This window comes from Tenacibaculum sp. (genome assembly GCF_050290165.1).
Classification (GTDB): Bacteria; Bacteroidota; Bacteroidia; order Flavobacteriales; family Flavobacteriaceae; genus Polaribacter.
Genome location: NZ_JBNKHD010000002.1, coordinates 93,245 through 106,900 on the forward strand (window position 1 = coordinate 93,245; position 13,656 = coordinate 106,900).

General features: G+C 31.8%; 12 protein-coding genes. 6 read left to right on the forward strand and 6 right to left on the reverse strand.

Going from position 1 to position 13,656, the window contains the following annotated elements; genetic code table 11:
• Positions 1-7: 7 nt before the first annotated feature.
• A complete protein-coding gene (locus ACQY6M_RS02380) occupies positions 8-772 on the forward strand; it encodes a formylglycine-generating enzyme family protein (RefSeq protein ID WP_428740214.1) in 765 nt (254 codons plus the stop codon).
• Positions 773-779: 7 nt separating this feature from the next.
• Positions 780-1,493 carry an SCO family protein gene (locus ACQY6M_RS02385; protein ID WP_428740215.1) on the forward strand — a complete coding sequence of 238 codons (714 nt, stop codon included), beginning with the start codon at positions 780-782 and terminating at the stop codon, positions 1,491-1,493.
• Positions 1,494-1,554: 61 nt separating this feature from the next.
• On the opposite strand, the gene ACQY6M_RS02390 is transcribed toward ACQY6M_RS02385, so the two are convergent.
• The 5 genes from ACQY6M_RS02390 to ACQY6M_RS02410 all read right to left on the reverse strand — a co-directional run bounded on the left by ACQY6M_RS02390 (position 1,555) and on the right by ACQY6M_RS02410 (position 7,405).
• Positions 1,555-2,085, reverse strand: coding sequence for a DUF1572 family protein (locus ACQY6M_RS02390; RefSeq protein WP_428740216.1), 531 nt, complete (start codon positions 2,083-2,085; stop codon positions 1,555-1,557).
• 33 nt (positions 2,086-2,118) lie between these two features.
• Positions 2,119-3,390: an adenylosuccinate synthase gene (locus tag ACQY6M_RS02395; RefSeq protein ID WP_428740217.1), complete on the reverse strand. Its 1,272-nt coding sequence runs from the start codon at positions 3,388-3,390 to the stop codon at positions 2,119-2,121.
• 24 nt (positions 3,391-3,414) lie between these two features.
• Positions 3,415-3,864 (reverse strand): Fur family transcriptional regulator, encoded by a 450-nt coding sequence (locus tag ACQY6M_RS02400; RefSeq protein ID WP_428740218.1) that lies wholly within the window; start codon positions 3,862-3,864, stop codon positions 3,415-3,417.
• Between the two features lie 143 nt (positions 3,865-4,007).
• The gene (locus tag ACQY6M_RS02405; protein ID WP_428740219.1) at positions 4,008-6,224 is read right to left on the reverse strand and encodes a RelA/SpoT family protein; all 2,217 of its coding nucleotides are present in this window, start codon (positions 6,222-6,224) and stop codon (positions 4,008-4,010) included.
• Positions 6,225-6,499: 275 nt separating this feature from the next.
• A complete protein-coding gene (locus ACQY6M_RS02410) occupies positions 6,500-7,405 on the reverse strand; it encodes a sterol desaturase family protein (RefSeq protein WP_428740220.1) in 906 nt (301 codons plus the stop codon).
• 123 nt (positions 7,406-7,528) lie between these two features.
• Between ACQY6M_RS02410 and rpsF the strand changes: the two genes are divergently transcribed.
• The 4 genes from rpsF (at position 7,529) to ACQY6M_RS02430 (ending at position 11,918) form a co-directional block, all read left to right on the forward strand.
• Positions 7,529-7,870 carry a 30S ribosomal protein S6 gene (gene rpsF / locus ACQY6M_RS02415; protein WP_428740221.1) on the forward strand — a complete coding sequence of 114 codons (342 nt, stop codon included), beginning with the start codon at positions 7,529-7,531 and terminating at the stop codon, positions 7,868-7,870.
• Between the two features lie 3 nt (positions 7,871-7,873).
• Positions 7,874-8,170, forward strand: a complete 297-nt coding sequence (rpsR, locus tag ACQY6M_RS02420) for a 30S ribosomal protein S18 (RefSeq protein WP_133536510.1) — start codon at positions 7,874-7,876, stop codon at positions 8,168-8,170.
• 15 nt (positions 8,171-8,185) lie between these two features.
• A complete protein-coding gene (gene rplI / locus ACQY6M_RS02425) occupies positions 8,186-8,632 on the forward strand; it encodes a 50S ribosomal protein L9 (RefSeq protein ID WP_428740222.1) in 447 nt (148 codons plus the stop codon).
• Positions 8,633-8,738: 106 nt separating this feature from the next.
• Complete coding sequence (locus tag ACQY6M_RS02430) at positions 8,739-11,918, forward strand: TonB-dependent receptor (RefSeq protein WP_428740223.1); 3,180 nt, start codon at positions 8,739-8,741, stop codon at positions 11,916-11,918.
• Positions 11,919-12,161: 243 nt separating this feature from the next.
• Here the strand turns inward: ACQY6M_RS02430 and lysA are convergent, their stop codons facing one another.
• Entirely contained in the window at positions 12,162-13,367 is a 1,206-nt protein-coding gene (gene lysA / locus ACQY6M_RS02435; protein ID WP_428740224.1) for a diaminopimelate decarboxylase, read from the reverse strand.
• Positions 13,368-13,656: the final 289 nt, after the last annotated feature.

Below are 13,656 nucleotides of genomic sequence, written 5' to 3' on the forward strand. Positions count from 1 at the left end.
ATTAAAGATGAGAACCATTTTAAGATTGACAATTTGTATTCTTTTTCTAGGCATTTCCAATGGAAATTGTCAATCTAAAATGGTTCCTATAAAGGGAGGAAATTACATTCCTTTGTATGGAAGAGATTCAGCCAGAGTTACAATTAAAATTTTTTTAATAGATGTTTATCCAGTAACAAATGAAGATTTTTTACGATTTGTAAAAGAAAACCCAGAATGGAGGAAATCTAGAGTAATTAACCTCTTTGCAGATAAAAGCTACCTTATTGATTGGGAAAATGATACTATAATAGGAGATAAATTGAATTTAAAATCACCTGTAACCAATGTATCTTGGTTTGCTGCAAAATGCTATTGTGAAAAACAAGGAAAAAGGTTAGCAACAGTTGATGAGTGGGAATATGTAGCTATGGCTAATCAAAAATTACCAGATGCAAGAACCTTAAAAACGTATAACGAATATATTTTGGGTTGGTACGAGAAACCTAGAACTTTTGATAATACCATAGGCTCTACATTTAAAAATTATTGGGGAGTATATGATATGCATGGGTTGGTTTGGGAATGGACATCAGATTTTAACTCAGTTTTGGTCTCTGGAGAGTCTCGGAAAGATGTTGATAACGACAGTAATTTGTTTTGTGGTAGTGCAGCAATTGGATCGACAGATTTAATGAATTACGCAGCCTTTATGCGTTATGCTACTAGAGGAAGTTTGAAGGCTAAATTCACTATGAAAAACTTAGGTTTTAGATGTGCAAAAGATAAATAATAGAACAATGAAAGTAATAAAATATATAACAATAATTCTTTTTTCAATTATGCTATTAAGCTCTTGTAAAAAAGAAAAGGACAGTACAAACTCTCGTATAACTTACCAATGTCCTATGCAATGTGAAGGCAGCAAAGTATACACTGAAGCTGGTAGTTGTCCTATTTGTAAGATGGATTTAAAATCTCAATCACCTGAAATCTCTAAAGTGTTAGAAACAGGTATCTCTGAGAGTTCTATATTTAACTTAACATCCGTTTGGAAAACAGAAGAGAATGAAAGTATATATTTAAAAGATCTTAGAGGGAAAACTTTGGTAATGGTGATGATTTATACTACTTGTAAAGCTGCTTGCCCTAGATTGGTAGCTGATATGCGTAATATTGAGGAGAAAGTGCCAAAAGAATACACAAATGATATACAGTATGTGTTAATTAGCATTGATCCAAAAAATGACACTCCAAAAAGACTTAAAGAGTTTGCTAAAGAAAATTATATGGATGGTGAGCATTGGACTTTCTTACAAGGAAATGAAGAATCGGTGCGAGAATTTGCCAATGTGTTAGCAGTGAAGTACAAACAAATTTCTCCGTTAGATTTTTCGCACTCAAATATTATAAGTGTATTTAATCCAGAAGGGGAGTTGGTGCATCAACAAGAAGGTTTGGGCGTTGATAATAAAGAAACTATTGCAAGTATTTTAGAAACCGTTAAAAAATAGTTTCTACAATATTTCTTATAAAAAACGTCTTTTAGATATTTTCTCTAAAAGACGTTTTTTATTATTTGTTATTTTCAAATTGAGCCTGCATAAACTCTTTTGATTTTCCTTTAGCTATAGAAGCTGTTTGCCATTTATCGTTTAAAATCATTTTACCTACATAGGCTATTTGACCAATATGATAAGGAAAATGAGCAATTTGTCTAGTAATACTTTCAATCAATTTAACTTGTTTGTTTCTAATCACTATTGGTTGATTAAAATTCTCTTCATTTAAAGAATATAAGGCAGAAAATAAGCAATTCCATCCTTTTTCCCAGTGACCTATTAGCTCTTCTTTAGTTAAATCTTGAGGTTCAAATTCAGCATCTCTATCTCTCCAATCTTTTTCTCCATCAGAAGTGAAAAAATCAGTCCATCGAGATAGCATGTTTTCTGACATGTGAATAATGATAGAAGCTATGCTGTTACTTTCTTCATTATATTTCCAGTGTAAATCTTTTTCTTCAAGTTGAGCAATCGTTTTATCAGCAACTTCTTTATACGATTTAAACTGCGTTGTGATATTGTCTATATATTCTTGTATCATCATAAAAAAAGGAGTTCTTAAGAACTCCTTTTAAATTTATCTGTTAATTGTCTGCTTTCTATCAGGACCAACTGAAACGATCTTTACAGGTACCCCTGTTTCCTTTTCGATAAACGCAATGTAATCTAATAAGTTTTGAGGTAATTGATCTGCTGAAGACATTTTTGTTAAATCATCCTTCCAACCTTTAAACTCAGTATAGTTTACGGTTACATTTTCAGGTTCAATATTATATGGGAAGTGAGAAATTTCTTCACCTTTGTAGTTGTAAGAAGTACATACTTTTAAGGTCTCAAAACCTGATAATACATCACCTTTCATCATCATTAATTGCGTAACACCATTTACATCAACAGCATACTTTAAAGCAACTAAATCTAACCATCCACAACGACGAGGACGTCCTGTAGTAGCTCCAAATTCATGACCAACTTTAGCCATAGTAGCCCCATCTTCATCAAATAATTCTGTAGGGAAAGGTCCAGAACCTACACGAGTAGTATACGCTTTAAAAATACCAAATACTTCACCTATTCTGTTAGGAGCTACTCCTAAACCAGTACAAGCACCAGCAGCAGTAGTGTTAGATGAAGTTACGAATGGATACGTTCCAAAATCAATATCTAATAACGATCCTTGAGCTCCTTCAGCTAAAATAGTTTTCCCTTCTTTAATAGCGTTGTTTAAAAAATCTTCAGAATCGATAAATTGTAATGTTTTTAATTTATCAATACCTCTAGAAAATTCAGCTTCTAACTCATCTAAATCGTAATCGATTTGTACATCAAAGTAAGCTAACATACTTAAATGTTTTTCAGTTAAAGCTCTATATTTTTCTTTCCAGTTATCTAATTCTAAATCTCCAACACGCATTCCGTTTCTACCAGTCTTGTCCATGTAAGTTGGTCCAATTCCTTTTAATGTAGAACCGATTTTTGCTTTTCCTTTTGAAGTTTCAGAAGCAGCGTCTAATAATCGGTGAGTTGGTAAGATTAAATGTGCTTTGCGAGAAATTAATAATTTAGAAGTATAATCGATGTTATGAGTATCTAAATTTTCTAATTCTTTTTTAAAGATAACAGGATCGATAACTACTCCGTTACCAACCACGTTTAAAGCTGTTTTATGAAAAATTCCAGAAGGAATTGTGTGTAATACGTGCTTGTTTCCATCAAAAATTAAAGTATGACCTGCGTTAGGGCCTCCTTGAAAACGTGCAATAATATCGTAGTTTTTTGTTAGAACGTCTACAATTTTACCTTTTCCTTCGTCTCCCCATTGTAAACCAAGTAATAAATCTACTGCCATTTAGTGTGTTGTTAAGTGTATGTTTTATTTGTTGTTTCTTTTTGTTCCGTAGAAGTATAGTGAGTGATTGTGAATGTCAATATCAAAAACATCTTCAATTGTTTTTTTGATAATTTGAATTCGAGGGTCACAAAATTCTTTTACCTCACCAGTATCGGTAAGAATTACGTGATCGTGATTTTTGTCAAAGTAACTTTTTTCATATCGAGCCATAGATTGTCCATCAAACTGATGCTTACGAACCAATCCACAATCCAATAACAAATCCATAGTATTGTATAGCGTAGCTCTACTTACACGATAGTTTTTGTTTTTCATTTTTATGTACAACGATTCGATGTCAAAATGCTCGTCAGCGTCGTAAATTTCTTGTAAAATAGCGTATCGTTCTGGTGTTTTACGATGCTTATTCTCTTCTAAAAAAGAAGTGAATACTTTTTTTACAACTTCTTGATTTTCGGCTGAATTACTCATGTACTTTTAAATTTTTACTCACTAAAGTGAGATTTATAATATTCTTTATTCAAAACCTAACGAGTTTGCTTTGATGAGATTTTGAATAAAGGGCAAATTTACGTTTATTTCTTGATAAAAAAACAAGGATAATGAAATGATATTTACAAAGTATTAACACGTTCAACTTTTTGAACACCTTCTACCTGTTTCATATTATCTATTAGCTTGTTAAGCTGATTTTTGTTTTTTACACTTATTGATAATTTTCCATCAAAAACACCATTGTCTCCAGAGATATTAATACTGTGTATAAATACATCCATACTGTTAGATATAATACGAGTAATGTTATTCACAATTCCCTTATTATCTAACCCAGATAAATGTAAAATAGCTGTAAATTCCTGTTTGGTTGAATCTATCCATTTAGCGGGCATGATTCGATAAGCATAGTTAGATTGTAACGAAATAGCATTAGGGCAATCATTTTTATGCACTTTAATACCTTCATTAATAGTAACAAACCCAAAAACTTTGTCTCCTGGAATAGGTGAGCAGCATTTAGCTAGTGTATAATCCAACGTTTGTTCTTCTTTTCCAAAAACAAGAGCGTCGTATTTACTCGTAACTTCTTCTTTCTCTAATATTTCTTTAGAAGGTGAACGACGGAACGTACTTTTGATAAAGCCCATAAAGCTACCGCTTCTTTGGGCTACAAATTCTTTAAGTTGGGTGTTATCAATCGCACCATTACCAATTCTGTAAAATAGGTCAAAACTGGTTTTTAAACCAAAATAGCTAGCTAACTCATGGATTACTTTTTCACTGGTATTAATTTTTAGATGACGTAATTTTCGTTGTAAAATAGCTTTTCCTTCTTCTGCTATTTTCTTTTCTTCTGCTTTTAATGCTGATTTAATTTTGGCTCGGGCTCTAGCTGTAATTACAAAATCTAGCCAACGTACATTTGGTTTATTATTAGACGCTGTTAGTACTTCTACTTGGTCACCACTTTTTAATTCATAACTTAATGGTACCAACTTCCCATTTACTTTTGCTCCACGACATTTTAATCCTACATCTGTATGCACGGAGAAAGCAAAATCTAATGCAGAAGCACCTTTAGGTAATGATTTAAGATCTCCTTTAGGTGTGAATACATAAATCTCTTTAGCATAAAGGTTTAGCTTAAAGTCTTCGACAAAATCGACAGCATCTAAACTTTGGTTTTCTAAACTTTCCTTCAAGCGATTCAGCCAGCCTTCTAATCCATTTTCTTTAACATTACCTTGCTTGTATTTAAAATGGGCTGCATATCCTTTTTCAGCAATTTCATCCATTCTATTTGAACGAATTTGAACTTCTACCCATTTTGCTTCAGGGCCAATTACTGTAATGTGTAAAGCTTCATATCCAGTAGATTTAGGTTGAGAAATCCAATCTCTTAAACGAGCAGGATTGGGTTTGAAAAAGTCGGTAACTATAGAGTATATCTTCCATGCATCAAACTTCTCATCACCTGAAGTAGGATCATAAATAATTCTGATGGCAAATTTATCGTACACTTCATCAAAGGTTACATTTTGTTTGCGCATTTTTCTACGGATAGAAAAAATAGATTTAAAACGGCCTTTTATCTCGTACTTAAAACCTTCTTTGTTTAATGCCTCTTTTAAAATCCCTGTAAAGCTATCTATATATTTTTGTTGATCTTCTTTACTTTCTTTAATTTTAGTTAAAATATCATGATACACATCTGGTTCAGTATATTTTAACCCTAAATCTTCTAATTCGGTTTTAATATTGTAAAGACCTAGTCGATGGGCTAGAGGAGCGTAAATGTATAAGGTTTCTGATGCTATTTTTACCTGTTTATGAGGCGGCATAGAATCCATAGTTTGCATATTGTGCAACCTATCAGCAATTTTAATAAGTATTACTCGAACATCATCATGAAGAGTAAGTAACATTTTTCTGAAATTCTCTGCTTGTATAGAATAGTCTTGTTCCTGTCTTAAATTTGATATTTTGGTAAGTCCACTAACAATTCGGGCAATGTTTTCACCAAACAAACGCTCCATATCGTCAATAGTGTAGTGAGTATCTTCAACAACATCATGTAGTAGGGCAGCGGCAATAGAAGTTGCTCCTAAACCTATTTCATCAGCTACGATTTTAGCTACTGCAATAGGGTGGTAAATATAGGGTTCTCCAGTTTTTCTACGTTGTTTAGAGTGTGCTTCTACAGAAATATCAAAAGCTTTTCGAATTAGCTTTTTATCATCTTCAGATAATGTTTGATATGTTCCTTTTAATAAATTTTTATATCTGTTAGCTATTTCTTTATTCTCTTCTTCTATCGTTACATTATAACTCATACATTGAAATTCTTTTACTTTTTTGATGTAAAATAAAAGTAGTATAAAGAATTATATTGAGCAAGTTTTAAAGAGATTTGTTTAGTATGGATTATAGTAGAAAAAAAGATCAAGAAATATAAATATATTAAGGCTTTTTCCTGTGAAAATATATTGATTTAACCCATAACTTTGTGGTATAATTCAGAGGAACTTACTCAAAAAAGAAAAGTCCCCCTGAGATATCATTTTAATATGATATTCGAACCTCCGGCTTTTTTACCAAGTCGGAGGTTTTATGTTTTTAAGGATTGTTTTTCTGCTTTTTTTTCCCACTCTTTACGTAAATCTTCTGAAAGTTTTCCACTTCCGTCATGTTTCCAACCAGGAGGCTTTAAAAAGTATAAAAATCGTTTGTTTAAAGAGGTATTGCTTGTAAAAACATCTTTAAACATATTGTACCATTCTACAAAAGCAACTTTAACTGGATTGTATGTATTGATGTTACTGACTAAGCCATATACTGGTTTTTCAATTTCTGGTTCAAAAGTACCAAATAGCTTATCCCATATAATAAAAATTCCTGCATGATTTCTATCTAAATATTGAGGATTTGTAGCATGATGAACTCTGTGATGACTAGGTGTATTAAAAACAGCTTCAAACCACTTTGGTAACTTATCAATCAATTCAGTGTGAATCCAGTATTGATATAATAAACTAATGCTCATTTGAGTTAAAATCATCAATGGATGAAAACCAATAATTGCCAAAGGAGCCCAAAATATAAAGGTATAAAAACTCCCTGACCAAGTTTGACGTAATGCAGTACTTAAATTATATTTTTTAGAAGAATGATGTACAACATGGCTAGCCCAAAACAATCTACTTTCATGTGCTATTCTGTGATTCCAATAGTAGGCAAAATCTTCTGCAAATAATAAAAGAATCCAAGCCCACCATGTAAAAGGTATCGTAAACAAACGATATTGATATAAGAATATGAATACTCCTAAGGTCAATCCTTTAGTGAATAAACCTATAAAAACATTTCCCAGTCCCATAGTAATCGAAGTAGCAGCATCTTTAAATTCATAGTCATCTAGTTTTACTTTAACAGTTAATATAACTTCAATAATAACCGTTATAATAAAAAAGGGAATAGCGTAATGAATTAGGTTAGGAATTTCTGGAACTTGCATAAAAAAGGGCGTTTAGTTACAAACATACACAAAATCATGAAATTATTTAAAGCTAAGAGTTTGTTTATGCAGTAAAAAGCAGTATATTTGCAGGCTTAAAAATAAATTTTAAATAATTTAATTATGAATCATTACGAAACTGTTTTCATTTTGAATCCCGTTTTATCTGAAACTCAGATAAAGGAAACAGTAAAGAAGTTTGAGGACTACTTACTTTCTAAAGGTGCAGAAATGATTTCTAAAGAAGATTGGGGCTTAAAGAAGTTAGCTTATCCAATCGAAAAGAAAAAAAGTGGATTTTACCACTTATTTGAGTACAAGGTAGCAGGTGAAGTTATTGCTCCGTTTGAATTAGAGTTTAGACGTGACGATAGCGTTATGCGTTATTTAACTGTAAAGTTAGACAAGCATGCTGCAGCTTGGGCTGAAAAAAGAAGAGAACGTGTTAAATCTGCAAAAAAGTAAGAAATGGCATCAATAGATCAACAAGCAAAAGGGAATAAGCAAGGAGAAGTACGTTACTTAACTCCGCTTGATATCGAAACTAAAAAAGAAGCTAAATACTGTCGTTTCAAGAAAAATGGTATTAAGTACATCGATTACAAAGATGCAGACTTCTTAATGTATTTAGTAAACGAGCAAGGTAAAATTTTACCAAGACGTTTAACAGGAACATCATTAAAATATCAACGTAAAGTGGCTCAAGCTATCAAAAGAGCTCGTCACTTAGCTTTAATGCCATACGTTGGAGATATGTTAAAATAATAAAGAAGTAGAAACATGGAATTGATATTAAGACAAGACGTAGAAAACTTAGGTTTTAAAGACGATATCGTAACTGTTAAGAATGGTTATGGACGTAACTACCTAATACCTCAAGGATATGCAATTTTAGCTACTTCTTCAGCTAAAAAAGTATTAGCAGAAAACTTAAAGCAACGTGCTTTTAAAGAAGCTAAATTAATAGATGATGCTAACAAATTAGCAGAAACTATTAAAGGTTATGAAATCAAAATAGCTTCTAAAGTAGGTTCAGGTGATAAATTATTTGGTTCAGTAAACAACATCGATGTTGCAGAAGCTTTAGTTAAAGCAGGTACTGAAATTGATAAGAAATTTATCAAAGTTACTGGAGGTAGCGTAAAAAGATTAGGAAAATATAATGCTTCTGTGCGTTTACACAGAACTGTTGTAGCTGACATCGTATTTGAAGTAGTTGCTGAATAGTAACTATATTGTTAAATACATGTTAATAAAGTATAAATCCACTCAGTCGAGTGGATTTTTTTATTTATTAAATTTGAGTTGTAATATAAACAAAATCAAGACTATTATGAAAAAATTATTAGTGTTATCTTTTGTTTTTTTGAGTTTATCCATCTTTTCCCAGGTAACTACATCAAAAATAAAAGGAACTGTAACAGACAGTCAAGGAGAGCCATTATTCGGGGCTAATATCGTGGTTTTACACGAGCCTACAGGTACAGTATCTGGAGCTGTAGCCCAAGATAATGGTAAGTACACCATTCCTAATTTAAGAGTAGGAGGACCTTACAAAGTAACATTTAGCTTCGTGGGCTTTGAATCACAAGAAGTAACTAATGTATATTTAACGTTAGGTAAAACTACGAATATTGATGGTAAATTAGCTGAAGATGGAGAACAGTTAGAAGAAGTGGTGATTTCTGCATCAAAGAGTAAAGTTTTTAATAGCGATCGTACAGGTGCTCAAACTAGTGTGAGCGCTATTCAATTAAAAACGTTACCAACAATATCTCGTTCTGCAGCTGATTTTACTCGTTTAGAACCAACTGCAAGTGGTAACTCATTTGGAGGAAGAAATGATCAGTTTAATAATTTTTCATTAGATGGATCTATTTTCAATAACCCGTTTGGTTTAGACTCTCCAACACCAGGAGGACAAACAGGTTCACAACCAATCTCGTTAGACGCTATTGAACAAATATCAGTTTCTACCGCACCATACGATGTAACTCTATCAGGCTTTACAGGTGCCTCAGTAGATGCTGTAACAAAAAGCGGAACCAATGAATTTACGGGTACCGTTTATGGTTTCTTTAGAAATCAAGATATGACAGGAGGTAAGATTAAAGGACAAAAAGTAGTAAAACCTAAGTTAAACCAAAGTCAGTATGGAGTAAGTTTAGGTGGACCTATCATAAAAGATAAACTATTCTTCTTTGCCAATTTTGAAAAAGATGATCGTGAAGATTTAGGTACTGCTGGTTGGATACCGAATACAGGTAGCGGTGCTGTTAACGAATCGAGAGTTTTAGAGACTGATTTAATAGCTGTTCGTGACGCATTGGCTGCTTTAGGTTATGATACAGGTGCTTATGATGGATTTACTTATGGTTCTGGATCTACTAAAGGAATCTTTAAGTTAGATTGGAACATTAATGATAAAAACAGATTAGCTTTAATTTATAACTTTTTAAGAGCTTCAAAAGAAAATCCAGCACACCCAACTGCTCTGGGAGCTAGAGGACCTAATTTTTCTACACTTCAGTTTGAAAATTCAGGCTATGAAATTAATAACAATTTAGATTCATTTCAACTGGAATTAAACTCTAACTTATCTGAAACAACAACAAACAAATTACAAATAGGATATACACATTTTGATGATTTCAGAAACCCGATGTCAGCACCAGCACCAGTAATTACTATACAAGATGGTAATAGTAGCAATTATATCATAGCTGGTCATGAGCCATTTTCTATTCATAATAGATTAGATCAAAAAGTTTTTCAATTAACCAACAACATGAACTTTTTCAAAGGAGATCATACTTATACTGTTGGATTTTCATTCGAAAAGTTTGAATTTAAGAATTCATTCAATTTAGTAAACTATGAATCATTTAATTTTGGTATTTTCCCTTATTATGGATTGTTTAGCCCATATCCTGATGTAGCTACATTTTTATCGAATGCCCAACCAGGAGGTGTTGTAGAACAATACTTAGCAGCTACTCAAAATGCTTTTGATTCATTTAATGCTAATGGAGCAGGAAATGACGGAGGATGGAAGTTATCTGAATTAAACGTTGGTCAATTAGCTTTTTATGTACAAGATGAGTGGGAAGTAAATGATGATTTTAAGTTAACCTACGGTATTCGTTTCGATAAGCCTTTATACTTTGACACTTCTAGTTTGATTCAAAAGTTTATTGATACTGATAATGGAGCTACAAGAGATAATTCAGTATTATATTATAACCCTAACACAGGAGAAGAACAAACCTTAAATTCAACTAAAATGCCTACTAATCAATGGTTAGTTTCACCAAGAGTAGGTTTTAACTGGGATGTAAAAGGTGACAATACAATGCAACTTCGAGGTGGTTCAGGTGTATTTACAGGACGCTTACCTTTTGTATGGATAGGAAATCAGGTAAGTGGTGCTGATGATGGATTTTTCCAGCTTGTTGATCCAGAGTTTAAATTTCCTCAGGTATGGAGAACAAACTTAGGGTTAGATTGGAAGTTTGAAAATGGAATCATAGCAACTACAGACATTTCTTATACTAAGGATATAAATGGAGCACATGTACAAAATTGGGGGTTAAGAGAACCAAGTGCTACCTTAAATACGACGTTTGATGATAGAGTAGTTTATACTGCTGGAGATAAAGGAAATAATGCCTATGTGTTTACAAATTCTGATAAAGGACGCATTTGGAATGCCTCATTTAAACTTCAAAAAACATTTGATAATGGATTATATGCAAGTGTAGCCTATAACTATTTAAATGCAAAAGATGTAAATTCAATAGAAGCTGAAATAACAGGAGATGCTTTTGATTTTAACCCGACAAAGGGTAATGCAAACAATGATGTTTTATCATACTCTAAATATGGAGATACACACCGAATTATAGGGGTTGCTTCAAAGAAATTTACTTATGGAAATAATAAGTTTGCAACAACAATTTCTACATTCTTTGAATATGCTAAAGGAGGCAGATTTAATTATACTTATGCAGGAAATATAAACGGAGATTCTTCATTCCAGAATAATGACTTATTATATATTCCTACCTCTAGTGAAGTACAACAAATGCAATTTGCTGCTAGCGGACCTAATGGAGAGACTGCTCAAGAACAAGCGGATGCTTTTGAGGCTTATATTCGTCAAGATGATTATTTAAGCTCTAATAGAGGTCAATATATGGATAGATATGGAGCTTTAGCACCTTGGAGAGGTAAATGGGATCTTAAAGTGTTACAAGACTTTAATTTTAATGTGTCTGATAAAAAACAAAATACAATACAGTTAAGTGTTGATATTTTAAATGTAGGGAACTTATTAAATTCTGATTGGGGGGTGGTTCAACAACCTAATAATTTATCACCAATAGGTGTTTCTGTAGACGGAAGCAATACTCCTACATATACTTTTGATACTACTCAGAAAAAAACATTTGGTTATGACTCTAGCTTAAATTCTCGTTGGCAAATGCAATTAGGTTTAAGATATATATTTTAACTAATCACATTTTTATAGATGAAGGCAGTTTATTTAATTAAACTGTCTTTTTTTGTTTTTACTAGGAAATAATTTAAAAGAAAGGGGGGTTTTCCTGTAATTTTTTTGAAATAAATAAAAGATATTTGTAACGTAAATAAAGATAGGGGACTTTATATTACAACGTTTTAGAATATAGTCTTTGAGGGGTTGATTATATTTTAAAGGAACTCTGACCAAATAAGGTCAGAGTTTTTACTTGCACTAAAGTGTAATATTTTCTTGATTTTTAAGGATGTCTTCCATAGTTTCTCTCTTACGTATCAAATAATCTTTTCCTTTATAAATCATAACTTCAGCCGGCTTATATCTAGAATTATAATTTGAAGCCATAGAAAAACAATAAGCCCCAGCATTATAAAAACATAATATGTCTCCTTCAGATATTTCACTAATTCTCCTATTAGAACCAAAAGTATCGGTTTCGCAAATATATCCAACTACACTATAAAAACGTTCTCTCTTTTTTGGATGAGATAAGTTTTCAATATGATGATACGAATTATAAAACATTGGACGAATAAGGTGATTTAAACCACTATCTATTCCAGCAAAAACAGTTGACGTAGTTTGTTTTATAACGTTAACTTTTGCTAAAAAATATCCTGCTTCACTTACTAAAAACTTACCAGGTTCAAACATTAAAGTAACATCTTTACCATAGTTTTTACAGAATTCATTAAATCTTAAAGAAAGCTTTTCTCCTAACTCATTTATATCAGTAGAAATGTCATCCTTTTTGTAAGGAACTTTAAATCCACTACCAAAATCGATAAAATCAATATCCTCAAACTGTCTCGCTACATCAAATAAGATTTCTGTGGCTCTTAAAAAAGTATCTATATCTAAAATATCAGATCCAGTATGCATGTGTATCCCATTTATATGCATCCCCGTATTTTCAACAACTCTTTTTATATGAGGTACTTGGTGAATAGAAATCCCAAATTTAGAATCAATATGACCTACTGAAATTTTACTGTTTCCACCTGCCATTACATGTGGGTTTATACGAATACAAACCGGTATTTTTGGATGTTTTTGTCCAAATAATTCTAATATTGATAAATTATCAATATTAATTTGCACTCCCATTTTAGCAACATCTTCTATTTCTTTTAGAGAGACTCCGTTTGGTGTGTAAATAATTTCGTGTGGCTCAAAACCAGCCAACAAACCTAATTTAACCTCTTGAATAGATACAGTATCTAAACCACTATTAAGTTTATTAAATACCTTCAAAATATTAATGTTAGACAATGCTTTAACAGCATAATTTATTTTAACGCTTTTTACTTTTGAAAAAGCTGATGTAATTTTTTTGTACTGAGAAATTATTTTTTCAGTATCATAAACATACAAAGGAGACTGATACTTATCAGCTAGCTTTAAAAGGTTTAGTCTATTCATTTATTAAATATTTGGCGGCAAAATTATGTAGGGTAGTGCTTTAAAAAAATAAAATATAAGAAATATACAAATTTTGTTTTTTTGTAAAATTAGGATTTTACATTAAACGAAAAAGGGGATTTGCCTTCTATAAAAAGCCATAGAAATAGCCATATTTGCGGTGAAATAAAGTTAAGGGAATTTATTTCGACAGTTCTATGATATTCTCTTTGAGGAGCAAGAGAATATCATATAAAAAAACTCTAGCGAAAGCTAGAGTTTTTGATGCACTTTATAAAGTCTTAAAGTA

Bases quoted from the DNA above. Each gene is read 5' to 3' on its own strand.
- ACQY6M_RS02405 (WP_428740219.1), bottom strand. From the start codon at position 6,224: ATGAGTTATAATGTAACGATAGAAGAAGAGAATAAAGAAATAGCTAAC.
- rpsR (WP_133536510.1), top strand. From the start codon at position 7,874: ATGGCATCAATAGATCAACAAGCAAAAGGGAATAAGCAAGGAGAAGTA.
- ACQY6M_RS02380 (WP_428740214.1), top strand. From the start codon at position 8: ATGAGAACCATTTTAAGATTGACAATTTGTATTCTTTTTCTAGGCATT.
- lysA (WP_428740224.1), bottom strand. From the start codon at position 13,367: ATGAATAGACTAAACCTTTTAAAGCTAGCTGATAAGTATCAGTCTCCT.
- ACQY6M_RS02400 (WP_428740218.1), bottom strand. From the start codon at position 3,864: ATGAGTAATTCAGCCGAAAATCAAGAAGTTGTAAAAAAAGTATTCACT.
- rpsF (WP_428740221.1), top strand. From the start codon at position 7,529: ATGAATCATTACGAAACTGTTTTCATTTTGAATCCCGTTTTATCTGAA.
- ACQY6M_RS02410 (WP_428740220.1), bottom strand. From the start codon at position 7,405: ATGCAAGTTCCAGAAATTCCTAACCTAATTCATTACGCTATTCCCTTT.
- rplI (WP_428740222.1), top strand. From the start codon at position 8,186: ATGGAATTGATATTAAGACAAGACGTAGAAAACTTAGGTTTTAAAGAC.
- ACQY6M_RS02395 (WP_428740217.1), bottom strand. From the start codon at position 3,390: ATGGCAGTAGATTTATTACTTGGTTTACAATGGGGAGACGAAGGAAAA.
- ACQY6M_RS02385 (WP_428740215.1), top strand. From the start codon at position 780: ATGAAAGTAATAAAATATATAACAATAATTCTTTTTTCAATTATGCTA.
- ACQY6M_RS02390 (WP_428740216.1), bottom strand. From the start codon at position 2,085: ATGATGATACAAGAATATATAGACAATATCACAACGCAGTTTAAATCG.
- ACQY6M_RS02430 (WP_428740223.1), top strand. From the start codon at position 8,739: ATGAAAAAATTATTAGTGTTATCTTTTGTTTTTTTGAGTTTATCCATC.